This is a genomic window from Dyadobacter sp. HNCC25DJ187 (assembly GCF_056895255.1).
In genome coordinates, this window is record NZ_JBXHAT010000003.1 from 107,894 (window position 1) to 131,385 (window position 23,492).

Here is a 23,492-nt window from a genome sequence, read left to right on the forward strand (position 1 = left end):
GCAATAAATTTAAACGTCTAAAAAAATTTTGACAAAGTGAACTGAAATATCTTTCTTTGTTGCGATTTTAACCAAAAAGTGTTTATAAAATGTCAGCAATTGCAGAAAGAGTTAAGCAAATTATCGTCGAAAAACTCGGCGTAGAAGAGTCGGAGGTTACGCCAGAAGCAAACTTCCAGAACGACTTGGGAGCAGACTCTCTAGATACCGTTGAATTGATCATGGAATTTGAGAAAGAGTTCAACCTTTCTATTCCTGACGATCAAGCAGAAAACATTGGTACAGTTGGTCAGGCTGTTGCATACCTTGAAGAAAACGTGAAGTAATTCAAGTTTCTTTTACAGTATCATCTTCTTTCTGTCCTTTATTTTATGAGTTTTAAGCGAGTTGTAATCACGGGAATGGGCGCATTAACGCCTGTTGGTAATGATGTTCCTACTTTTTGGAAAAATTTGGTTGCTGGTGTCAGCGGTGCTGCTCCTATTACCAGATTTGATGCAGAGAAGTTTCGTACCCGATTTGCCTGTGAGGTAAAGGGACTGGATATCAATGATTACATACCTCGGCAGGAAGCCCGTAAAATGGATCCATTTACCCAGTATGCCGTCATTGCTTCTGACGAAGCGATGAAGGACGCCGGCTTTGACACAGATAAGCTTGATCTTGACAAAGCCGGTGTAATTTGGGGATCCGGAATAGGTGGATTGAAGACATTTGAAGATGAAGTTTTAAACTTTTCTGAAGGCGGCAGAAACCCACGTTTCAATCCATTCTTTATTCCTAAGATGATTGCGGATAGTGCGTCGGGTGTTATTTCAATCCGTTACGGATTCAGAGGGCCTACTTTCATTACAGTTTCTGCTTGTGCTTCTGCTACGAATGCTTTGATAGATGCTTTCAATTATATCCGTTTGGGTATGATGAATGTGTGTATATCGGGTGGTTCTGAAGCTGCTGTCACTAACGCAGGTATGGGTGGATTTAATGCGCTCAAAGCCTTGTCAGAGCGCAATGATTCTCCGGAAACAGCATCCCGTCCTTATGATAAGGATCGTGATGGTTTTGTTTTGGGAGAAGGTGGTGCTGCTTTGATACTCGAAGAATACGAACACGCAAAAGCACGTGGGGCAAAAATTTATGCTGAAATGATCGGTGGTGGTATGTCATCGGATGCATATCATATCACTGCACCTCATCCGGAAGGAAGAGGCGCTTATATGGTGATGAAAAACACTGTTGAAAACGCAGGTATTAATCCTGAGGACATTGACTATATCAATACCCACGGAACATCAACTCCGATTGGTGATCCACAGGAAATTAAAGCGATTGAGAAGTTCTTTGGAGAGCATGCATATAAAATGAATATCAGCTCTACAAAATCTATGACGGGTCATTTGCTGGGAGGTGCCGGAGCTATTGAAGCTGCTGCATGTATCCTTGCAATCCGTGATCAGATTATTCCTCCTACAATCAACCATTTTACAGACGATCCTGAAATTAATCCACGTCTGAATCTTACCTTCAATAAAGCGCAGAAACGCGAGGTTAACATAGCCTTAAGTAATACTTTCGGTTTTGGCGGACATAACGCGTCAGTCATTTTCAAAAAGTACGACGGAGATTAAAAAATAGAACTTGGCAAAGCGAATTCTTATACCGATACTCTCTCTTTTCAGAACCGGAAGTGCTGAGGATAAAAAATTTAAAGAATCGATTGCGCATGTGATTGGTGACCGCCCTTCTAATCTGGGTGTGTATCAACTCGCTTTCAGGCATACCTCTGCTTCCAGAGAAACAGCCATCAAAGGTTTTCGGGAGTCCAACGAGAGACTTGAATATCTGGGTGATGCAGTTTTGGGAATGGTTGTAGCTGAGTTCCTTTTTACCAAATATCCTTATAAAGACGAAGGTTTTCTTACCGAGATCCGGTCAAGGATTGTTAACCGTGAATCACTGAACCAGATTTCCCGCAAGCTTGGACTGGATCATCTCATTGAGTATGATGGAAACCGCCGCGGCATGTCGCCACGCTCATCTATGTATGGCGATGCGCTCGAAGCTTTTGTGGGTGCTATTTATCTGGATAAAGGTTTTCGTTTCACCCGTACTTTCATTATCAGTAAGCTCATCACGCATTATGATCTGGATAGCATTATTCAGAATAATGTCAACTTTAAGAGTCTTATCATTGAGTGGGCTCAGCGCGAGGGCAAAGAAATTCGTTTTGAAATTCTGGAGGAAAGGGGGACCCGTCACCATAGGGAATTTATCTCTCAAATTCTGGTTAACGAAGAGCCCTTTGCGGTTGGAAACGGTTTCACGAAAAAGAAAGCGGAGCAATCTGCTTCTGAACAGGCCTGTGCACTACTGGAGCTGAGATAAGATCCTGTTATAATCATCCACCTTGCTACCTCTGCCTTGAATGGTTGAGGTTTTACTTTTTGTAACTGTTCTTGCCTGATATAAGGTTGTTTATTAAAACAGATATTGGGTAAGTATAGGTTAAATTGTCGGCTTTTAAAGGCTATATTTGCGCCATTTTGTCATTATTTTCAATTGTTTTGAAATAAGTGCGACATTATGTCGCTTAATTTCTTGTTATTTTATGTAGGAATGGAAGTTGATATGTTGAATACGTATCCGAACGATACCAAGATTCAAAATCAAACAACATAAAAACATAGCAACAATGAGCACATTAGTAAAAACACAATTCGCACCTAAACACTTCAACGGTTTATTTGGAAAAGACTTATTTAATGAACTGTACAATCCTGTGTTCTCAGGAAGCGTCCCTGCAGTAAATGTTTTGGAAGGTGTAGAAGGATTCAAGATTGAAGTAGCGGCACCAGGTCTTAGTAAAGGTGATTTCAAATTGAATCTGGAAAAAAACCAGCTGACGATTTCTGCTTCCAAAGAACAGGTAAATGCTGAAAACGAAACTGAAAAGTATACACGCAGAGAGTTTAAATATGCTTCTTTCCAACGTACCTTCACACTTCCTAACACAGTAGATGGTGAAAAAATAGGTGCTGCTTATGCGGATGGGATCCTGACAGTAACCTTACCGAAACGTGAGGAAGCCAAAGATAAGCCTGCAAGAGAGATTGAGATTGCATAAAAAATTCTAAATTTGAAAGGGCGTTATTTTTATCAGATAGCGCCCTTTTATATTTTTGTCAGTTTCTGAGCTTTTATCATCAGTGGTGATTCTAACAGAAGAACCAACTGTTTTAAAAAGGTTTATGCTTTGTTAAATTATGTTAAAAGCTTTTCAGACGGGAATAGATTATGCCTTGCTTTGCGTTATCAGATCATAATATAAAACCCCAACATAGTATATGAAAACAAATTGGAAAAGCTTAGTGTTGGTTGGGTTGATTTCCAGTGCGTCAACCCTTGCCGGCTTTAAGCTGTTAGGAACAAATAATGGTACAGATGTAATTATTAAAGAGGCGCCTGGAGAATCTTTGGCTCGCTTTACTTCAGCCGGAGCCCCTGCCGGTGCTCCAGGTGATTTTGTGTATGCTGCAGAGGCAACGACTCCAACTGTAGTGCACATAAAGTCAACAGTTACGCAATCAGCACGAGGAGGCGGTCGTCGTGGAGGTGGTGATATGGAAGAAATGTTCAGAGATTTTTTTGGTGGTGGCATGGGTGGTGACTTTGGCGGCGGAGGAAGATCTCAGCCGCAGGAAGCTTCAGGCTCAGGCGTAATCATTTCTTCTGATGGTTATATTGTAACGAATAACCACGTAGTAGAAGGGGCACAGGAGGTTGAAGTTACCTTACATAACAAAGGTAAGTTTCGTGCAAAAATAATCGGGACAGATCCTTCCACTGATATTGCGGTGATCAAGATCGAATCAAAAAACCTTCCTGCAATTACTTTGGGAAGTTCGGATGCTGTAAAAGTTGGGGAGTGGGTGGTTGCAGTAGGTAACCCTTTTAATCTTGAATCGACCGTAACCGCCGGTATCATCAGCGCGAAAGGACGTGGATTAGGTATTATTGGTCAGCAGAGCCGTCGTAACGGTGTTACACCAGCTGCAGCTATGGCAGGAGATTCTCCACTCGAATCTTTTATCCAGACAGATGCTGTTGTGAATCCAGGAAATAGTGGTGGGGCATTGGTGAACCTGAAAGGCGAACTGATTGGTATCAATACAGCCATTGCGAGTCCAACCGGTAGTTTTGCAGGATATGCATTTGCAGTTCCATCGAGTATCGTGAAAAAAGTATCTGGAGATATCATCAAGTTTGGTAATGTACAGAGAGGTTACCTGGGTATTTTCCTTGACGAACTTGATAGCAGAAAAGCGGAAGAATATGGTGTGAAGGTAAACGATGGTGTTTACGTTCGTGACTTTACTGAAAACAGTGCTGGTCAGGCAGGTGGTGCACAAAAGGGTGACGTAATTGTGAAAGTAGATGGAGTTGATATTCATTCTGTTCCTCAGTTGCAGCAGGCGATTGGTTTACGTAAGCCTGGTGACAAGGTAAATCTTACTGTAAACCGTGACGGTAAAGAGAAAGACCTGGCTGTAACATTGCGAAACCGTACAGGTGGCTCCGATATTATCAAGAAAGATGAAAGTGCTTCTGTCATGGCAGCTTTGGGAGCTCAGTTTGGTAATCTCAACGATCAGGAAAAATCCAGATTAGCAAGGTACAAAGTGGAAGGCGGCGTAAAAGTACTTTCTGTAGAAGGAGGTAAATTCGGCCGTTCTCGCGTGGAAGAAGGATTTATCATTACAAAAGTAAACGGTAAGCCTGTAAAATCAGTGAAAGAATTTGAAGCAGCTATGGCTGGTAAAGAAGAGTCAATGGTGCAGTTTGAAGGTTTGTATCCTGATGCTCCCTATGATGTATTCTCATTCGGATTCCGGTTGTAAGCAATAGTAAATACAAAAAAGAGAGCGCCGGTTAGAAATTCTGATCGGCGCTCTCTTTTTTATAACCGATGAAATTTACATCATGTATTTAAGCCTCACTACCTCTTTCTCTGCAAGAAACCTCCATTTTCCACGAGGGAGATCTTTTTTGTCTAATCCGGCAAAAACAGTACGGTCCAGTTTCTGAACGGTATAGCCCAGGTGTTCGAACATACGGCGTACAATGCGATTGCGGCCACTGTGAATTTCAAGTCCTACAACCATAGCATCTGGTGTAACCAAGCCTGCTTCGTCGGGTTTGATAAAACCATCTTCAAGATTCAGTCCTTCCTGAAGTTTTTCAAAGTCCTCCGTAGTAATTGGTTTGTCCAGCTCAGCCTGGTATATTTTCCTGATTTCACTGGATGGGTGAGTAAGTTTCTTCGCAAGTTCACCATCGTTGGTCATCAGTAACAGGCCTGTTGTATTTCTGTCAAGTCGTCCTACAGGATATACACGCTCAAAACACGCACCTTTGATCAGATCGAGCACTGTTTTTCTTTCTTCCGGATCATCAGTTGTTGTAATGTAATCCTTCGGTTTGTTAATCAATATGTATACGAACTTTTCAGGGTTTAACTTTTTCTTGCCAAACTTCACCACATCATCGTTGGAAACCTTATAGCCCATTTCGGTAATGATTTTACCATTTACCGAAATTTGGCCAGACGATATAAGTTCATCCGCTTCACGTCGCGAGCAGATTCCTGCATTGGCAATGTACCTGTTGAGGCGTCTTTCACCTGATTCTTCTACTTTCTTTTTTGTACCGCTTTTCTTGTCGAATTGCTCTAAGCGATAATTAGGTGCGGTTTCAAATTTACCCACCCGGCGATTGGCAGCTTCTTCAGCAGCCTCCTTTTCAGAAATTACCGGCTCATCTTTTTTTTTAAAAGATGGCTTTTCACTCCTGCCTGTAGTTGTTCTTTCACTTCTGCTGGTAGCGCTGCGATCAGTGTCTTTTTTGAAGCTACGGAATTCACTATCGCGCTCATTGAAACCTGGTTTGAAAGAGCGTCCGGATGGTGACTCTGTCCTTGGCCTGGATTCCCGCTCCGGTCTTTCTGAAAAACGTGGTTTTTCAGTGCGCCTTTCTCCAAAAGAGGGTTTATCAGTATTGTCGCGCTTGAAGTCACGGCCTTCTGAAAAGCGCGGTTTCTCTGTTCCCGGTTTTGTAAATCTCGGACGTTCTGATCTTGGTTTGTCGAAGCCAGACTTGCTGTTTTGATTTTGGAAGTCACTAAATCCGTCACCTTTTTCGAAAGCACGTGGCCTGAACGATTTGGGTTTGTCATTGGCTGGAGCAGAGCTTGCAGCCCTCAGACTGGATTTTTTGATAGACGGCTTGCTGAAGCGGCTTTCTGCTTCAGGCTTATTAGAAGCACGGCGGAATGAATTGTTACCACCGGAGTTAGAAGCCGAAGACTTCGATCTCGAATTGTTGTTGTTGTTATTTCTGTTTCTCATCAGGAATGCAGTATCACTACTGGATTAGGTCTCCTCTTTACAAATGTTGTGCGTTATTGATCAGTGCTTTCTGCAACCGTTGTTGCCAGGATAAGTGCTGAAACGCTTTAACGGACGTGTCTGACTATCAGAGTACTAGTTAATAAATTATTTTGGCTGCAAAGATACGACAAAAATTTTTCAGTAAATATTTGTTGTTAATATTATGTCAAATCAGCCGTGCCAACGTTTATAGATACGATCAGAGACAGAGGTAACCCTACACTGATTAAAATGATATTAGTCAGCAAATTTGGATGAATGCTGATGTTATGAACCTACACCTTCAACAATAGAATATGTCATCAGAAATACAAACCGCTCCGCTCTGGAAGCCGGGTAAGGCTCTCTTGGAGCAGTCGAACCTGAAAAGATATATAGATTGGCTTTTTGTGAAAAAGGGACTTTACTTTCGCTCCTATAAAGAACTGTGGGAGTGGTCTGTAACAGATCTAGAAGACTTTTGGGAAAGTCTCTGGCATTTCTTTCACATCAAATCACATGAAATTTACCTTGAAGTAGTTCAAAAACCAAAATCTGGCATGATCGGCACCCGCTGGTTTACGCGTTCAAAACTAAACTATGCAGAACATATTTTCAGGAATAAAACGAAGGATAGACCAGCTTTGCTTTTTCAATCGGAACAAAATGAGCTCACTGCCATTTCCTGGGAAACATTAGAAAAAGAAGTTGCGGCAGTTTCAACCTGGTTAAGACAAAGAGGAGTCAGGCCCGGCGATCGTGTAGCCGGCATTCTCCCGAATATTCCTCAGGCCATTGTTGCTTTTTTGGCAGCTAATGCGGTAGGAGCAGTCTGGTCGTCATGTTCTCCGGACTTTGGAAAATCAGCAATTGTGGATCGCTTCCTTCAGATAGAACCCAAGGTGCTTTTTGTTGCGGATGGATATTCATACAATGGAAAAATCCATGACAGTAGTCCACTGATAGAGTCATTATCATCATCTTTCCCGTCTTTAAAGGACATTGTCCTGATAGAGAATGTGCAGTCGGGACTTACTACCGATCGTTTCACTTTGTGGGAAGATATCCTGCATCTGCCTAATTATGGTTTGGATTTTGATCCTGTTTCATTCGATCACCCAATCTGGATTTTATATTCGTCGGGCACCACAGCAAAGCCCAAAGCAATTACACATAGTACCGGAGGGTGTTTGATCGAACACATGAAAGCTTTGATCCTCCACCAGAATGTAAAACCAGGAGATCGTTATTTCTGGTATTCTACTACCGGCTGGATGATGTGGAATTATGCCTTAGGTTCTTTGCTTTGCGGGGCAACGCTGGTGTTGTATGATGGAGCACCTGCTTTTCCTTCCTCACAAACGCTCTGGTCATTGGCAGAAAAGGCGCGTATCACCCATTTTGGGAGTGGTGCAGCTTATTTTATTTCCTCTATGAAGTCAGGTGTAAGCATCCAGCCCAATAGTCTCAGATATTTAGAAACGATCGGATCAACAGGTTCCCCGCTTCCTGCTGAAGTATTTAGCTGGATCTATTCGCATGTGAAGAAGGACGTCTGGTTAATATCTCTCAGCGGAGGAACCGACATCTGTAGTGCTTTTGTAGGAGGTTGTCCTATGGAACCCGTGTATGCCGGAGAGATTCAGTGCCGAATGCTTGGCGCAAAAGTGGAAGCATTTGATGCTGTTGGTAACCCTGTAATTGATGAACTCGGGGAAATGGTAATTACGCAGCCTATGCCTTCTATGCCTGTATATTTTTGGGGAGACCAGAATAATGACCGATATATGGACAGTTATTACGAAATGTTTCCGCATGTGTGGCGTCATGGAGACTGGATCAAGATCACCTCGAGACAATCGGTTGTAATTTACGGAAGATCGGATGCAACACTTAACAGAGATGGAATAAGAATTGGGACAGCTGAAATTTATAGTGCCGTAGAAAGCATACCTGGTATAAAAGACAGCCTGGCGGTATATCTCGAAAAAGAAAATGGCAGTGGTATTATTTCCCTGTTTGTTGTACTTAGTTCGGATAAGGAATTAACGGAAGAGCTGAAGTCAGATATCAGACAGGTATTGCGAACACAGTACAGCCCGAGACATGTGCCGGATACCATAGAGCGGGTAAGGGATATTCCTTATACGATCAGTGGAAAAAAAATGGAAGCGCCTGTGAAAAAAATCCTGATGGGGATGGATCCCGGTAAGGTTGCCAATCCGGATACCATGCGAAATCCTGATTCACTGAAAGAATTTGCTTGAAAGCAGGAAGAACAGAAATCAAATTGCTTTTGATTGTGTTGCTATCACATATACGTGATTTCAATTGCATTACGCAATCAAAATTCTTTACTTCACGTTAGAATCACATTGAAACTGTTACAGTTATAATCCGCATATATCAATCTCAATAATTTCATGAATCAGGATACACCCCAGGCACCCATTCGTAATTCCCGCTCCGTGGTGAGGCTCCCAATTATTATTGGATTAACGCTGGCGGCAGGTATGCTAATCGGCAGTACGTTTTTTAGCGGGGGGAAAAGCCTTACTGATGTAGCCAAAAATTCTGCGAAGTTCAGGGAGGTGCTGATGTATATCGAAAATAATTATGTTGACTCAGTTAACACACAGGAGCTTGTGGATTACTCCATTTCAAAAATGCTTGAAAAGCTGGATCCGCACACGTCTTATTTTAATTCGGAAGAAGCCACAGCGGCGAGGTCACAGCTGGAGTCAGGATTCGATGGAATCGGGGTTGAATTCAATATTTACAACGATACCGTATATGTAGTTACTCCATTGAGCGGAGGACCTTCGGAAACGGCCGGAATTCAAAGTGGAGACCGTATCCTTACCGTAAATAAAGAGAAACTATCAGGTCCCGGAGTTACGAATGCACAGGTCTATAAGCTACTAAGAGGAAAAAGAGGTACCAAGGTTGATCTGGCTATCGAAAGAGTTGGCTTAAAAGATAAAATGAATTTTGCCGTGCTGCGTGACCGTATCCCGACGTATTCCGTTGATGCTGCCTATATGGTGGATCAGGAAATAGGATATATTAAGGTGAGCCGTTTCTCTGAAACAACTTTTGATGAATTTAAATCGGCACTGGCTACGTTGAAATCCAACGGCTTAAAAAAATTGGTTCTTGATCTCAGGGGAAATCCGGGTGGCTATATGGAACGCGCGACAAGCATGGCAGATGAGTTTATTGCCGGAGACAAGCTTTTGGTATATACGGAAGGAAAAGACAGCCGATTCGATAGGAAAACGAGGTCACATGTGCAGGGTGCTTTTGAAAAAGGACCAGTGATTGTGTTGGTGGATGAAGGAAGTGCTTCAGCTTCTGAAATATTGGCAGGAGCTTTGCAGGATCATGACAGGGCACTCATCGTAGGCCGCAGATCCTATGGAAAAGGACTTGTCCAAATGCCTATTAAATTATCAGACAATTCGGAGCTTAGACTGACTATATCCCGTTATTTCACGCCAAGCGGACGTAGTATACAGAAACCCTATGAATTGGGCAAAGGAGAAGATTACAGTCAGGATTTGTCGCATCGGTATGAAAGCGGAGAGCTATTCTCTGCTGATAGTATCAAGTTTGATAAAAGTAAAGTCTATAAAACGGATGGTGGTCGTACCGTGTATGGTGGGGGAGGTATTACGCCGGACTTTTTCGTACCCCGTGATACATTGAGTAACACCAAATACTTATTCGAGCTTTATGCTAAAAATATCATCCGGGAATATGCCTTGCGGTATGCCAACGAAAATTCAAAGAAGTTGGAAAAACAGACTTTTAATAACTTCCTGAGTTCTTTTGACGTTACTGATGCAATGCTGGCTGAGCTCGTAAAGGATGCTTCCAAATCGGGTATCAAACCTAATGAAAAAGAACTCGCAATTTCAAAACCAATCATAGTTTCCCAGACCAAAGCTATTATCGGGCGATACGTATATGGTCGAAAACAGAAGAGCGGATTAAATAATGAGGTGTTTCAGGTGCTTAATCCAACTGATAAAGTATATCAAAAAGCACTGGAATTGTTTGGACAGGCTACACAATTGGAAGCCGGGGATTTCAGTAGCCTGAACGTTGTCAAAGGAAAGGAAAATTAAGGGATCATGTCGCACGGTATGATTCCAAAGGATATTAATCAGTCATCATTCAGCATCAACTATTAAAATGTCGCGTATAGCATTGGTTACCGGAGCAACTTCCGGGATTGGAAAGGCAACTGCCGAAGCATTCGCAGAGGCTGGTATTAACCTCATTTTATGTGGACGTCGCCAGGAGCGCCTTGATGAAGTTGCAGGTAGCCTGTCAACGAAAGTGGATGTAACTACACTGCTGTTCGATGTTCGCGATAAGGGGTCGGTGCATGCTATGATAGGATCGCTGCCTGATCAATGGAAGAACATTGATATTCTTGTCAATAATGCAGGTAATGCGCATGGGCTTGGAACGTTGGAAGAGGGAGACGAAGATGACTGGGATTCAATGATCGACGGCAATGTGAAAGGGCTGCTATATGTCTCGAAAGCGATTATTCCGCTGATGCTCGAAAGAGGCAAAGGGCATATCATCAATATCAGTTCTATTGCAGGAAAGCAGACCTATTTGAACGGAGCGGTATATTGCGCTTCAAAAGCTGCAGTTGAAGTATTAAGTGAAGGCATGAGGCTTGAACTTACCCAACATGGGATTAAGGTAACAAATGTGGCTCCAGGAGCTGTGGAAACGGAATTTTCACTTGTTAGGTTTAAGGGTGATGAGGAACGGGCAGGAAAGGTTTATGAAGGATTTGAACCACTCCAGGCCGCAGATATTGCCGACGCCATTCTATATGCAGTGAATGCTCCATCACGGGTAACCATTGCTGATCTTACCATTCTGGCAGGTGCTCAATCTGCGGCAACGGTGATCCATAAAAAGTAATTTCCTAAAAATGATTCTGATTTCAACAGAATCATATAATTTTGAAACATCAGATGATATGATGAATATATGTTAATCAAAAAGCGCAATCTGGCAGATGAACTGGCATCGCGATTGGTACAAAAAATTTCGGAAGGAGAATTTCCGGTCGGTGATAGGTTGCCCACTGAGCCTGAACTGATGACCATGTTCGGAGTCGGAAGGTCTACGGTGAGAGAGGCTATAAGAAATCTTTCTCAGACGGGACTCGTACGGGTACAGCAAGGCTTAGGTACATTCGTGGAGAAAGTGAGGCAAACCCCGGATGAGTCGCTATCGGAAAGATTGCTACGAGCAAAAGGTCTGGAATTGAATGAAATAAGGCAACTGATCGAACTTAAAATAGCAGAGAAGGCAGCTATGAATCGTTCGGACGGAGATATCGAAATCATCAGAACACATCTTGAGACCAGGAAAGCAATGGCTTTGGCTAATATTCCTGACAAGTGTATTCAGGCTGATGTTAACTTCCATCTCAGTATTGCATTTGCAGCGAAAAGTGAATTCTTGCTTGAACTCTATAAGACGCTGGCTGAGCATTTACAGAACTACTTCATGGAGCTTTATATCAGTACAGAAAGTTTTGTAGCGACTCAGCAAATGCACGAGTCATTGCTGCAGAGTATCGTGGATCAGGAACCCAAATTAGCCTGGGAATGGGCGGCTAAGATCACCGGTCAACCTCAGTAATACAGAATTGCAATTAGATAATATGAAAACTATAGAACAACCATCTACGGGTTCAGTGGCTATGCCTGCCACAGATGCCCAGCAAACCGTCTTTCCAATTTTATTGGCGCTGAGTTTTTCTCATTTGCTGAATGACACGATGCAATCACTGATTCCTTCTATTTATCCCATGGTGAAGGACTCTTTCAGACTAAGTTTTTCACAGATTGGACTCATTACTTTTACTTTTCAGATCAGCGCATCTGTTCTGCAGCCAATTGTTGGTTTGTATACAGATAAAAAACCTCAGCCCTATGCACTGGCCATCGGAATGTGTTTTACACTGTTAGGCCTGGTATCCCTTTCTCTGGCTACGAGTTTCCATTTGGTATTGCTTTCTGTTGCGTTGATAGGCGTTGGTTCCGCTATTTTTCATCCTGAAGCTTCGCGCATTGCACACATGGCTTCCGGAGGACGACATGGCATGGCACAATCTCTTTTTCAGGTTGGAGGTAATGCCGGGAGTTCCTTAGGTCCTCTGCTGGCTGCATTGATTTTACTGCCTTATGGTCGTTTCCAGATCATCTGGTTCTCATTAGTGGCACTGCTCGCCATCATTATTTTGTCCAGAGTAGGTGGGTGGTACAAGAATAACATGCACCGTATCAAGAAAAAGAAGGTTTCGGACGACAACAGTTCAGGAACGTTGCAATTGTCTAAGGGTAAAGTTGTTTGGTCAATCAGTATACTGCTGTTGCTTATTTTTTCAAAGTACATCTATATGGCGAGCCTTTCGAGCTACTTTACATTTTACCTGATCCATAAATTTAATGTGTCGATCCAAAGCTCACAAATGTATCTGTTTGCTTTCCTCTTTGCGGTAGCAGCAGGAACATTCATCGGCGGTCCGGTTGGTGACCGTATTGGGCGTAAGTATGTAATCTGGATTTCTATCCTCGGCGTAGCTCCTTTTGCGCTGGCTTTACCTTATGTCAACCTTTTCTGGACGTGTACGCTGAGCATTATTATTGGTCTTGTTTTGTCCTCCGCATTTTCTGCTATTTTAGTATATGCACAAGAACTTATTCCCGGTAAGGTCGGTATGATCGCAGGTTTGTTTTTTGGCTTTGCCTTCGGGATCGCCGGAATCGGATCCGCTATCCTGGGTAATCTTGCCGATAAGACCAGCATTGAATATGTATTCTGGGTTTGTTCGTTTTTACCTCTGATCGGGCTTTTGACCGGCTTTTTGCCTAACCTTGAAAGAAAAAGCTGATCAGGTCAATTCGTTGATACGTAAAATTAAATTGGGATCGGGGCAGATAGCCAGAAAATGCTGTCTGTCTCCGATGCTGCATACTCCAGGGAAATCACCTTTCCAGTTTCCCATATCAGCTATTACCTGAAAGTGCAGATGAGGAGGCCAGTCTCCGTTTTTCGGGTAGTTACCTATTTCACCTATCTGATCTCCCGCTAAAAAAGTTTTGCCTTCATATAAATCAGCCAGGCTGTTCACAGACATGTGGCCGTAAAGCGTAAAGAATACCGCCTCATTTACCTTATGTGCCAGGATGATGGTCGGGCCGTAGTCGCCGAAATGGTCATTAAAGGCGAAACTGTGTACCCATGCATCGGAAGGAGTATATACAGGTTCCCCTGCATTTTCCCAGATATCTACACCTAAATGGATACAACGCGGATTTTCTTCTTCCTGCATAAAATGTGCGCGCTGTCTGTAAATGATCCGGTTCTCATTATATCCTCCAATGCCCGTGTATTGTGAGCCGGAAAGCATTTGATCAGAAACATAATGTGAGAATATAGTTGTGTCAGATAACTCCTGCTGCAAAAGTGGTGTATTGGCAGCACTAAAGTCCAACTTCTTAAATGACTTGCCGGTATCTACAACCTTTGCGAAGTCTGTATGGTTATTAAGCAGTTGTGTCAGTGTATTCATTTGTGAGGTTTAGCGTTAGCTTAAAGCATAAAAGGCTGATAAGTAAGCGAGATTTGCCTTCTTATCAACCTTTTTAATGGTAAAAATGATTACTTGGGATCCAATGCAGATTTAATTCTTTGCGACAGATCCTGTAAATGGTATTTACTCATTTTGTCACTGGTCTTAGGTATCGCAGCCTGAATAGAATTTCTCAGACTGGTAAGGTGCGCCCGCGTGATGGATGGTAAATCAGTCTTCTCCAATTCTACCACACGTACTGAGTAGCCATAAGTCACGCCAACCGGCACCGACTGAACATTTGCTTTTGCAGGTTTAAGCAGAGATATCAATTTTTCGGTATATAGCTTCTGCAGGTTACGGCGATATACATCGATAGGTGCACCAGCCTTCACTTCAGACCATACCCCACTTTCCAACTCAGTAAACATGTCGTCGAGGGTGTAATATTTGGAAGATATCCCGGTTTCGATCAAACGAACCGCACGGTCTCCGGCAAACAGCGCATTAAGCGCATATTCCTGCAGACTTTTGATTGCTTCCACACCTGATTCAGGTTTAATCTTATTCATGACGCTCTGGTCGAGTAACCAGGCCGGTGTTTTAAACAATTGCGTATTCAGGAAGTTTACCGCTTCTTTTTGTGTTGCTTTGGGTACAGTCACGAAAGTTGCTCCCTCTGTATCATAGGTGATTGGTGTATCATATATACCACCCACATTTTTGATAACATGCCCCAGGTAGCGGCGGTACTGACTTACAACATTTCCATATAACTCTTCCAATTCCTTATAACTTTCCCCATCCTCTTTGCTCCATTCGCTTAGTTTAGGTAAAATTCTTTTCAGGTTTTTAATTCCATACTCAGATGCCTTCATGGCATTATCGCTCAAATCCTCTGTCTGGTAACGAGGGTCATAGGGACTCATTTCCGTTCCGAAACGTAATCTCGGATTTTTATAAGCCTCTTTGGTTTTAACGTTCAGTAACTTTTTATCTGCTTCGGCATCCTGAGTATCCTGGATATTGCTGTAACCCCATTCAATAGCCCATTTGTCATAATCACCGATTCTTGGAAACAGATTCGTGATGCCATCTTCTGGCTGAGCTACATAGTTGAAACGCGCATAGTCCATGATCGATGAAGTATGTCCGTTTTTGTCTGTCCATTCCTTGTCACGGAGCTTTTCAACTGGTGTGGCCGAGCTGGCACCCATGTTGTGTCTCAAACCCAGTGTGTGACCGATTTCATGAGATGACACAAACCGAACAAGTTCTCCCATCAGTTCATCACTGAAATTCTTTGTACGTGCTTTCGGATCCACAGCAGCTCCCTGGATAATGTACCAGTTACGTAGCAAACGCATTACATTGTGGTACCAGCCCACGTGACTTTCCAGAATTTCACCGCTTCTTGGATCATGTACATTCGGTCCGTAAGCATTTTGAATATCAGCAGCGAAATAGCGGATTACTGAGTAACGCGCATCTTCCAGACTCATTGTGGAGTCTCCTTCGGGCCAATATTCGCCGCGAATCGCATTTTTCCATCCTGCCTGTTCGAAAGCAACCTGCCAGTCGTCAACGCCTGATTTCAGGTATTTTCTCCACTTAACAGGCGTTGCCGGGTCGATATAATAAATGATAGGTTTTTTAGGTTCGATCAATTCTCCGTTTTTCTGGCGTTGTGCATCCTCTGCATTTTTGGGTTCTAAGCGCCAGCGAACAGCAAAAACTTCTTCATCCGATTTCTGTGACTCTTCTCCGAACACTGCATACTTATTAGCAAAATAGCCTACACGACTGTCAAAGAAACGTTTTCTCATAGGAACCTTTGGCAAAAGGATCAGAGATGTGTTCATTTCCATGGTTACCACCCCTGCATCGCGGCCCGCCGGGAGGTAACGACCAATCGGTGGAGTGGGAGAAGAGGAAATAGTAGGAGGTACTATAGAAAAGGTTTTAATCGTTCTGATTTCTGTATTGATAGGGTAGCTATTGATCTTCTCTATAAAAGAGGCTTCTTTTTTAAATGCAGCAAGTCTGAGCGTTTGTTTAGATATATTGTTCAGTGAAAATACCTGATTGTCAGCATTAAAAAAGTCAGTAATATCAATCACAGATGAATTGCCTTTCTCGTCTTTTTTGATTGCTTTAATTTCAAAAACACCAATGATAGGATCTGAATTGGAGTTTTTTACAGCCTGAAAGATGGGTTTTGTGCTATCCGGACTTGCCACAACTACTGTCACGGAACGCAGCAGGAGGTTGTTATCTATCCCTTTTTCCCAGCGGATCATTTGCCGGTTCACTTCTTCTCCTCCGAAAATTCCGCCGCCAGCTGCCGTTTTAGAATAACGGGTTACCGCCATGATGTCACTGTTGAGAAGGGAGTCAGGAATTTCGAAGTACCATTTCTCTGCAACTTTATGCACAGAAATCATCCCTTTCTGACTTACTGCTGAGGTGTCAATAACCTCTTTAAACGCTTTCGGACCTTTCTTTTTGTCGTCCTTTAGTTTGTCTTTTACGGCTGTCGCCACGGCGTCAACTGCTTTTTCAATTTTTGCATTTTCTTTCTTCTTCTCTTTTTTCTTTTGAGCAAATGCGCCGGACACGCATAAAGCCAGCAGAACCGTTAGAAGAAGGTAGCGGGTTAATTTCATACTTGGTTTGCAGATAATTGGTTAAATAATCCGCAAAAATACGTAATTGATTTGTCTGACAACTATAATAAACAGGAACTAACAATATTCTAACTCTGAAGTAGAGAGGCCAGTACACCTTCTTTCAATGCATAGGATGATACTTGAATTTCCTTGATCTGATGACGCTTCAAGACAAAGTCTATCAGGCACATTGCTACTACGATCATATCTACTCGCAAAGGGATCATTCCGGGCATGGTCATTCTCTGATGATGATCTCTGGCAAGGATCAATTCAAACGCCCGGTAAAACTCTTCCAGTGGTAAGTTGAAGTCGGTCTGATCCTTCGGAGGCCATTGCTTGGTCCGGTGCTGAAAGTCCATATCAATCAAAGTATCAAATGTGCCGGACGACCCCACGATTTTTTGGGGGGCGTATTGGTGAATTGCATTGGCTAACGGAATCAGTTGATCGTCCAGATAGTTATATAGCTTTTTCCTGTTTCCTTCGGGGAGTGGATCGCTGGTCATATATTTTTCCATCAGCCTTTGGCCGCCTATTTCAAAGCTTTGCTTCCAGAATATATGCTCCTGGTTACCAATGATAAATTCTACACTCCCGCCACCAATATCCATAATCAGAGATGGTGCTGATCCTATTTGAGCTCCATAACGCACTCCTTTGTAGATATATTCTGCTTCCTGGTCACCGTTAATTACAGTGATGGGAATAGCTGTATGTTGCATGACCCTCTCACAAAACTGATCCTTGTTATCTGCATTCCTAATAGCGCTGGTTCCGAATGCAAAAATTTTATCCTGAGGAACAGAAAATGTATTTAGCTGTTCACGAAAATAGTCTAATACACCCAGTGCACGGTCAATGGCTTCATCCGTAATTACTTTCCTGTTAATCCCGCCGACACCAATGCGAGCAGGCATGCTTTCCCTAAAAAGCGTAGTAACTGATGTACTGCTTTGCTCTATTATCAGTAAATGAAAAGTGTTGGTTCCTAAATCAATTATAGCCAGTCTGGAACTCATTGTGGTGCCGATTTTTGTTAAATCCTTTGTTTACAAGGGACAATATGCAAAAATATCCTAATTTTAATGCTTGCTTTCTTGATTTTCTGAATGATATGTCTTTCCTTTGCAGTCCGTTTCAGAAAACTATTCAAAGAACATTATATTTAGTAGGCATGCTTATCATAAACATTAAAGACAACGAATCGATTGACCGCGCTCTTAAGCGTTACAAAAAGAAATTTGAAAGAACTGGTACAATGCGCCAGCTTCGTGCGCGTACTGCTTTCGAAAAGCCATCTGTAAAGCGTCGTTTCGAAATTTTGCGTGCAGTATACAAAGAAAAAACATACGGTCATCTTGAAGACTAGTTCATTAGGAATTGTTTTCTGTTGAAGGTATCTGATGGGATTTCTATATCCTGTTATATATAATTTAAAAAAGGAGCTGCCTTGTATAGGGTAGCTCTTTTTTGTATGTTCGGTCTATGATAAAAGCTTATCTGGAATCCCTGCAATTCGAAAAACGAAGCAGTGAACATACTATCAGTTCTTATAGAACGGACCTGGAACAGTTTTCGAGGTATCTGCTGGATCAGTATGAAATGGCCGAGCCTGAAACTGCAAGTCCTGCTATGCTTCGGTCATGGGTTGTGAAGCTGATGGAAGATGGGTTGAGTGCGGTGTCGGTGAATCGTAAAATTGCTTCATTAAGATCTTTCTATGGATACTTAAGAAAGAAAAAGCTCGTGAATTCAGACCCGTCCAAAATGCTTTCGGTACTAAAAACCAGAGAGAAACTCCCGGTATATGTGGAAGAGAAATCCATGGAGATGTTGTTTGAAGAAGAAGTTTTTTCGGATGATGATGCAGGATTGCGGGACAAACTCATTATAGAGTTGCTGTATGGCTCAGGTATTCGCCTTTCAGAAATACTCGGACTTGATACGTCTCATGTTGATCTGCGTGCTAAAACCATCAGAGTGCTTGGGAAGAGAGCCAAGGAGCGATTGATTCCCGTTTCTTCTTTTGTGATAGACCTGCTGTCAAAATATATGATTGTGCGCGCTCCGGTAGAAGATACGGATGCGCTCATCATTACCGATAGTGGGAAAGCGGCATATCCGGTTTTTATTCAAAGGGTTGTTAAAAAATACTTATCTGCTGTTACCACTTTACAGCAAAAGAGTCCTCACGTGCTACGACATACCTATGCTACGCACTTACTCAACAGAGGAGCAGATCTCAATGCAATAAAGGAATTGCTCGGGCATACCAACCTGGCTGCTACACAAATCTATACCCATAACTCAATAGAAAAACTCAAAAAAACACATCAGCAAGCGCATCCAAAGGCGTGAAACCGATTTTTAGGGTTATCTTTGCTCTTAATTTGAAGTCTCCAAATAAAATTTTGTCACTCCACTATGAATAATAGTTTTCAAGATTCCGTAGTAACGAAGTACAATATTTTCAATAGTCTTTTTCTTAGTTTGCCTTACAGGGGTATCTTTCAGACAGGTTCTCTGCTACCATTGCTCACACAACAAAGCGAAGTAGGGTTTCAGGAAGGGAAATCGCCAAGGCAGATTATTGAGAATTTTTTTGAAGAATTACTGGAGACTGCTACCCCCAAAGAGCGCACAGATCTTCTGTTTGCTTTTATCCAGTACATTGAACGGCAGGTTGTATTGTTTGACTCTGTAGAGGATGCAGCTTTTGACCAGACACATGATCTTACAGGAAAAGGTTCGGTAAACTATCTTACAGAACGTATAGATAGTGATGCACTTAAAAAGAAACTACTTACCAAGTTACAGGATTTTAGCGTAAGGATCGTATTGACTGCCCACCCGACACAATTTTATTCGGGAAAAGTGCTTGGTATTATCAATGACTTGGAAGATGCGATTAAAGAAAATGATTTTACCGAAGTAAATCAGCTTTTGCTTCAATTAGGTAAAACTGCATTTATCAACCACGAGAAGCCTACCCCATTCGATGAAGCGGTGAGTTTGTGCTGGTTCCTGGAGAACGTCTATTACGATGCCATCCCGTCTATTCTGATGAAGCTGATCGACGGACTTGGCATGAGTGCACACGACTGGCCTTATCCGAATCTGTTCAGACTTGGTTTCTGGCCGGGAGGTGACCGTGACGGAAATCCATTCGTGAATCCTGAAACTACACTTCAGGTAGCCGAACGTTTGCGCGAAACATTGTTGAGAGGGTACTACAGGGATATCAGACAACTCAAAAGAAGGCTGACCTTCAAAGGCGTAGATGATGCGATCAATATTGCAGAACGCAAGATGAACAGCACTATTTTCGGTCCATTTGAAGAAGGATATACCGACGCACAGGAACTGATTGATGAACTGCTTAAAGCACGGGAGGTGCTGATTAGTAAACATCAAGGCTTATTTGTTGAGCTGCTCGACAAGTTTATATTGAAGCTCAATATTTTCGGATTCTTCTTTGCAAGTCTGGATGTGCGTCAGGATAGCCGCAAGCATACTAAGGCTTGGTCGGATATACTAAAAAGACTGGAAGCAAAAATCCCATTACTGAAATACAGCGATTACGAAAGCTGGGACGAGGCGAAAAAGATAGATTTGTTATTGTCTTTGAATATCCCTTTGCGGATCGAAGACTATGAAGATGAACTTACCAAAGATATTCTCGGATCCATTTCGGCGATCAAGACGATTCAGGAGAGAAACGGAGAACAAGGTGCACACCGCTATGTGATCAGTAATAACCAGTCGGCACTGAACGTCATGGAAGTAGTAGCACTGGGTAAAAATCTGATTGCAGACAAGGACGGAAAACTGGACCTGGATATAGTGCCATTGTTTGAAACTGTAGATGACCTTGCAAATGCACCGGGCATCATGCGCGTACTGTATGAAAACGATTATTACAGGACCCACCTGAAAGGCAGAGAAAATCATCAGACAATCATGGTAGGTTTTTCTGACGGTACCAAAGATGGTGGATATCTGAGAGCTAACTGGTCTATCTATCGCGCGAAGGAAGAGCTTACCAAGGTGTCACGCGAGTTCGGAATAAAGGTGACTTTCTTCGACGGTCGTGGAGGACCTCCTGCACGTGGTGGTGGAAACAATCATAATTTCTATTCGTCGCTGGGTAAAGATATTGAGGATAAAGAGATTCAATTAACAGTGCAGGGCCAAACCATTAGCTCTAACTATGGGACGGTAACTACGGCCATGTATAATCTGGAAAGATTATTTACTGCTGGTTTGGAGAATCACTTATTCAGAGGGAGCCGCAAAGAGGAAGAGCTTAATGAAGACGATAAAGCATTGATCGAAGAGATGGCAGAAGTGGCCTACGAGTCATATCTGGATCTTAAAAATCATCCGAGGTTTGTAAAGTATCTGGATAAAAAGACGCCATTACGTTTCTACGGACAAACAAATATCGGAAGTCGTCCCACAAAGCGTGGAAATGATGACGAGGGATTGAAGTTTGAAGACCTGCGTGCTATTCCATTTGTAGGATCTTGGGCACAGATGAAGCAAAATGTACCTGGCTTCTATGGTTTCGGAACCTCTATCACCCGTATGGATGAAGCCGGAAAAAAAGAAGCAATTAAAAAGCTATATAAGAAATCGCTCTTTTTCAGAACCTTGATTGAGAACTCTATGCAGTCGCTCTCAAAAGCGTTCTTCCCTGCAACAAAGTATCTGCGTGATGAGGAAGAGTACCGAGAGTTCTGGGATAAAATGTATGAAGAATTCCGTCTGACACTGGAAACACTTTTGGATGTGTCTGAACAGAAAGAATTATTGGACAGTAATAACGTCACGAAGGCTTCAATTAAGGTGAGAGAACGTATCGTACTTCCACTCATTACGATTCAGCAATATGCACTACAAATGTTATCTGAAGATCCTAAAAATCTGCCGGTAGATGTGGAAACTTATAACCAACTGATTATGCGTGCTATGTTTGGAATTATTAACGCTGCCCGTAATTCAGCTTAGGATAAACGCTTAAACATGTATTGACGGGGTGTCTGCTATCAGATGCCCCGCTGTGCTATGTAACTGTAAAGAAAAACGTAAAGTCTTTTGTATGCTGATTCAAAGCTATCACTTAAAAATAGGTAAGCTTGCGCATTGTGAAGGACACAACACACATCATGTAATATGACACACCAATCGGATCATCGGGCTTACTTTTTTAAGATCGATACCACCATTAAGAAAATCAGAAATGCCCTCCAGAAACAACTCAATGAGGCAGGTTTCGATCTAACGGTTGATCAGTGGGTACTCACAGACCATATACGCAGGCAACCCGGGGTAAGCCAGAATGAGCTGGCTGAACTGACCTTCAAGGATCCACCAACAGTAACACGTATCGTCGATTTGCTGGAAAAAAAAGGATTCGTAGAACGTACAGCAGCAGCCGGTGACAGAAGGAAGTTTAATTTATTTCTGACAGACAATGGAAACAAACTTTACGACAAAGCATTCCCTGTTGTGGCTGAAATAAGAAGAAAAGGGTGGGGAGATTTGGAAGAAACTGATTACCAGCATTTTGTTCGAATTATGGACTCGATCTATAATAATTTTTGTTAGGATAAAATGCGATAATAATATTTTGGGACGACCTGGATTTTTAACCGGGGCGTCTTTTTTTTGATGTAGATTAAAATCATTAAATGGTCATATTGAGCTCAATATGTTATAGTAAGCTGAATCGGGATAAAATTTAATTTCTATTTACGATCTGCGTTTTAAACTTATCCTTTAATAAAATATCTAACCTTTGTGTTTGCAATAGGCTGGTGACCCTTTCGTTTTTAGCAGGTCAAAGCTGTAAGCAAATAAGTTATATTCATCAATACCATTTATTTAATCAAGCCATGAAAAAAGTATTTTTGTTAGGTGCATTGTTATTCGGAGCAGTTTCGGAATCATCTTTTGCTCAAACCAACACAGTGCAGCAGGTAGCGCCAACGCGTAAAATTGAAGTTGCCGGTTTTGCTGAAATTGAAGTTGTGCCGGACGAGATTTATTTCAACATATCTTTGAAAGAGTATTTCAATGATGAGAAAAACCAAAAAGATAAAGTGGTCATCACCACGTTGGAAAAACAACTAATCAAGGCTGTAGCAGACGCGGGGCTTCCCAAAGAAGCATTATCGATTAGTGGAGTAGGGGGTTATCAGAATTTTGTAGATAAAAAGAAGAAGCCAGCTACGTTTTTAGAAGCAAAGCAATACGAACTGAAAGTAAGCAGCGCTGAAAAACTGGATGGAATTTTATCAAAAGTAGAAAGTCGTGGTGTTCAGTACGCCAACGTGAGTCGCGTTGATCATTCTAAAAGAGAGGAACTTAAGAAGCAGGTCAAAATTGATGCATTGAAAGCGGCTAAGGAGAAAGCTACATATCTGGTAGCAGCTGTTGATCAAAAGTTGGGTCAGATCCTCGAAATAAGAGAACTGGACGAAAATATACAATATCCTCAGCCCATGTTCATGAAAACCAATATGCGTGCTATGGCAGAATCTGCAGATGCAGTGCAGGATAGCGATTTATCGTATCAGAAGATCAAGGTAAGCTACCGTATGCAAGCAGCATTTGAGATTAAGTAACTCCACATTCCGGCTATCGGCTTTCTTTGAATCCGATAGCCGATCTCCTCATTTTCCTATCTGGCATCATTTTTTGACCGTTGCTGTATAACTGGCTGATTATGTTTTCTTTAAAACAGAAACATCATTAACTTTAAAGTAATCAACTTAA

General features: G+C 42.2%; 19 protein-coding genes. 15 read left to right on the forward strand and 4 right to left on the reverse strand.

Annotated elements, in window-relative coordinates:
• Positions 1–89: 89 nt before the first annotated feature.
• The 5 genes from AC1XUE_RS21690 to AC1XUE_RS21710 all read left to right on the forward strand — a co-directional run bounded on the left by AC1XUE_RS21690 (position 90) and on the right by AC1XUE_RS21710 (position 4,898).
• Positions 90–326: an acyl carrier protein gene (locus tag AC1XUE_RS21690; protein ID WP_015813362.1), complete on the forward strand. Its 237-nt coding sequence runs from the start codon at positions 90–92 to the stop codon at positions 324–326.
• Positions 327–371: 45 nt separating this feature from the next.
• Positions 372–1,628, forward strand: coding sequence for a beta-ketoacyl-ACP synthase II (gene fabF / locus AC1XUE_RS21695; RefSeq protein WP_483358110.1), 1,257 nt, complete (start codon positions 372–374; stop codon positions 1,626–1,628).
• A gap of 10 nt (positions 1,629–1,638) precedes the next feature.
• Positions 1,639–2,385 (forward strand): ribonuclease III, encoded by a 747-nt coding sequence (gene rnc / locus AC1XUE_RS21700; protein WP_483358111.1) that lies wholly within the window; start codon positions 1,639–1,641, stop codon positions 2,383–2,385.
• A gap of 307 nt (positions 2,386–2,692) precedes the next feature.
• Entirely contained in the window at positions 2,693–3,124 is a 432-nt protein-coding gene (locus AC1XUE_RS21705; RefSeq protein ID WP_483358112.1) for an Hsp20/alpha crystallin family protein, read from the forward strand.
• Between the two features lie 220 nt (positions 3,125–3,344).
• On the forward strand, positions 3,345–4,898 hold the full coding sequence (locus tag AC1XUE_RS21710; RefSeq protein ID WP_483358113.1) for a Do family serine endopeptidase: 1,554 nt from the start codon (positions 3,345–3,347) through the stop codon (positions 4,896–4,898).
• 75 nt (positions 4,899–4,973) lie between these two features.
• Here AC1XUE_RS21710 and AC1XUE_RS21715 read toward each other — a convergent pair whose 3' ends face one another.
• On the reverse strand, positions 4,974–6,404 hold the full coding sequence (locus tag AC1XUE_RS21715; RefSeq protein ID WP_483358114.1) for a pseudouridine synthase: 1,431 nt from the start codon (positions 6,402–6,404) through the stop codon (positions 4,974–4,976).
• A gap of 338 nt (positions 6,405–6,742) precedes the next feature.
• Here AC1XUE_RS21715 and AC1XUE_RS21720 point away from each other — a divergent pair, with 338 nt between their 5' ends.
• From AC1XUE_RS21720 to AC1XUE_RS21740, 5 genes are all read left to right on the forward strand, one after another.
• Positions 6,743–8,692, forward strand: a complete 1,950-nt coding sequence (locus AC1XUE_RS21720) for an acetoacetate--CoA ligase (RefSeq protein ID WP_483358115.1) — start codon at positions 6,743–6,745, stop codon at positions 8,690–8,692.
• Positions 8,693–8,848: 156 nt separating this feature from the next.
• A complete protein-coding gene (locus AC1XUE_RS21725) occupies positions 8,849–10,555 on the forward strand; it encodes a S41 family peptidase (RefSeq protein ID WP_483358116.1) in 1,707 nt (568 codons plus the stop codon).
• Positions 10,556–10,622: 67 nt separating this feature from the next.
• Positions 10,623–11,375, forward strand: a complete 753-nt coding sequence (locus AC1XUE_RS21730) for an SDR family NAD(P)-dependent oxidoreductase (RefSeq protein ID WP_483358117.1) — start codon at positions 10,623–10,625, stop codon at positions 11,373–11,375.
• A 69-nt stretch (positions 11,376–11,444) separates the two neighbouring features.
• The gene (locus tag AC1XUE_RS21735) at positions 11,445–12,104 is read left to right on the forward strand and encodes a FadR/GntR family transcriptional regulator (protein WP_483358118.1); all 660 of its coding nucleotides are present in this window, start codon (positions 11,445–11,447) and stop codon (positions 12,102–12,104) included.
• A 22-nt stretch (positions 12,105–12,126) separates the two neighbouring features.
• Positions 12,127–13,359 (forward strand): MFS transporter, encoded by a 1,233-nt coding sequence (locus tag AC1XUE_RS21740; RefSeq protein WP_483358119.1) that lies wholly within the window; start codon positions 12,127–12,129, stop codon positions 13,357–13,359.
• Here the strand turns inward: AC1XUE_RS21740 and AC1XUE_RS21745 are convergent, their stop codons facing one another.
• The 3 genes from AC1XUE_RS21745 to AC1XUE_RS21755 form a co-directional block, all read right to left on the reverse strand.
• Complete coding sequence (locus tag AC1XUE_RS21745) at positions 13,360–14,040, reverse strand: peptidoglycan DD-metalloendopeptidase family protein (RefSeq protein WP_483358120.1); 681 nt, start codon at positions 14,038–14,040, stop codon at positions 13,360–13,362. It abuts the gene before it with no gap.
• Between the two features lie 89 nt (positions 14,041–14,129).
• Entirely contained in the window at positions 14,130–16,706 is a 2,577-nt protein-coding gene (locus AC1XUE_RS21750; RefSeq protein ID WP_483358121.1) for a zinc-dependent metalloprotease, read from the reverse strand.
• A gap of 89 nt (positions 16,707–16,795) precedes the next feature.
• Positions 16,796–17,731, reverse strand: a complete 936-nt coding sequence (locus tag AC1XUE_RS21755) for a Ppx/GppA phosphatase family protein (RefSeq protein ID WP_483358122.1) — start codon at positions 17,729–17,731, stop codon at positions 16,796–16,798.
• A gap of 155 nt (positions 17,732–17,886) precedes the next feature.
• On the opposite strand from AC1XUE_RS21755, the gene rpsU reads away from it, so the two are divergent.
• The 5 genes from rpsU to AC1XUE_RS21780 all read left to right on the forward strand — a co-directional run bounded on the left by rpsU (position 17,887) and on the right by AC1XUE_RS21780 (position 23,341).
• Positions 17,887–18,081: a 30S ribosomal protein S21 gene (gene rpsU / locus AC1XUE_RS21760; protein ID WP_115832447.1), complete on the forward strand. Its 195-nt coding sequence runs from the start codon at positions 17,887–17,889 to the stop codon at positions 18,079–18,081.
• Positions 18,082–18,197: 116 nt separating this feature from the next.
• The gene (locus AC1XUE_RS21765) at positions 18,198–19,070 is read left to right on the forward strand and encodes a tyrosine-type recombinase/integrase (protein ID WP_483358123.1); all 873 of its coding nucleotides are present in this window, start codon (positions 18,198–18,200) and stop codon (positions 19,068–19,070) included.
• Positions 19,071–19,136: 66 nt separating this feature from the next.
• Positions 19,137–21,722, forward strand: coding sequence for a phosphoenolpyruvate carboxylase (locus AC1XUE_RS21770; RefSeq protein WP_483358124.1), 2,586 nt, complete (start codon positions 19,137–19,139; stop codon positions 21,720–21,722).
• A gap of 165 nt (positions 21,723–21,887) precedes the next feature.
• Entirely contained in the window at positions 21,888–22,322 is a 435-nt protein-coding gene (locus AC1XUE_RS21775) for a MarR family winged helix-turn-helix transcriptional regulator (protein WP_483358125.1), read from the forward strand.
• A gap of 287 nt (positions 22,323–22,609) precedes the next feature.
• On the forward strand, positions 22,610–23,341 hold the full coding sequence (locus AC1XUE_RS21780) for an SIMPL domain-containing protein (RefSeq protein WP_483358126.1): 732 nt from the start codon (positions 22,610–22,612) through the stop codon (positions 23,339–23,341).
• Positions 23,342–23,492 lie beyond the last annotated feature (151 nt).

Bases quoted from the DNA above. Each gene is read 5' to 3' on its own strand.
- AC1XUE_RS21690 (WP_015813362.1), top strand. From the start codon at position 90: ATGTCAGCAATTGCAGAAAGAGTTAAGCAAATTATCGTCGAAAAACTC.
- fabF (WP_483358110.1), top strand. From the start codon at position 372: ATGAGTTTTAAGCGAGTTGTAATCACGGGAATGGGCGCATTAACGCCT.
- AC1XUE_RS21705 (WP_483358112.1), top strand. From the start codon at position 2,693: ATGAGCACATTAGTAAAAACACAATTCGCACCTAAACACTTCAACGGT.
- AC1XUE_RS21710 (WP_483358113.1), top strand. From the start codon at position 3,345: ATGAAAACAAATTGGAAAAGCTTAGTGTTGGTTGGGTTGATTTCCAGT.
- AC1XUE_RS21715 (WP_483358114.1), bottom strand. From the start codon at position 6,404: ATGAGAAACAGAAATAACAACAACAACAATTCGAGATCGAAGTCTTCG.
- AC1XUE_RS21720 (WP_483358115.1), top strand. From the start codon at position 6,743: ATGTCATCAGAAATACAAACCGCTCCGCTCTGGAAGCCGGGTAAGGCT.
- AC1XUE_RS21725 (WP_483358116.1), top strand. From the start codon at position 8,849: ATGAATCAGGATACACCCCAGGCACCCATTCGTAATTCCCGCTCCGTG.
- AC1XUE_RS21730 (WP_483358117.1), top strand. From the start codon at position 10,623: ATGTCGCGTATAGCATTGGTTACCGGAGCAACTTCCGGGATTGGAAAG.
- AC1XUE_RS21735 (WP_483358118.1), top strand. From the start codon at position 11,445: ATGTTAATCAAAAAGCGCAATCTGGCAGATGAACTGGCATCGCGATTG.
- AC1XUE_RS21740 (WP_483358119.1), top strand. From the start codon at position 12,127: ATGAAAACTATAGAACAACCATCTACGGGTTCAGTGGCTATGCCTGCC.
- AC1XUE_RS21745 (WP_483358120.1), bottom strand. From the start codon at position 14,040: ATGAATACACTGACACAACTGCTTAATAACCATACAGACTTCGCAAAG.
- AC1XUE_RS21750 (WP_483358121.1), bottom strand. From the start codon at position 16,706: ATGAAATTAACCCGCTACCTTCTTCTAACGGTTCTGCTGGCTTTATGC.
- AC1XUE_RS21755 (WP_483358122.1), bottom strand. From the start codon at position 17,731: ATGAGTTCCAGACTGGCTATAATTGATTTAGGAACCAACACTTTTCAT.
- rpsU (WP_115832447.1), top strand. From the start codon at position 17,887: ATGCTTATCATAAACATTAAAGACAACGAATCGATTGACCGCGCTCTT.
- AC1XUE_RS21765 (WP_483358123.1), top strand. From the start codon at position 18,198: ATGATAAAAGCTTATCTGGAATCCCTGCAATTCGAAAAACGAAGCAGT.
- AC1XUE_RS21770 (WP_483358124.1), top strand. From the start codon at position 19,137: ATGAATAATAGTTTTCAAGATTCCGTAGTAACGAAGTACAATATTTTC.
- AC1XUE_RS21775 (WP_483358125.1), top strand. From the start codon at position 21,888: ATGACACACCAATCGGATCATCGGGCTTACTTTTTTAAGATCGATACC.
- AC1XUE_RS21780 (WP_483358126.1), top strand. From the start codon at position 22,610: ATGAAAAAAGTATTTTTGTTAGGTGCATTGTTATTCGGAGCAGTTTCG.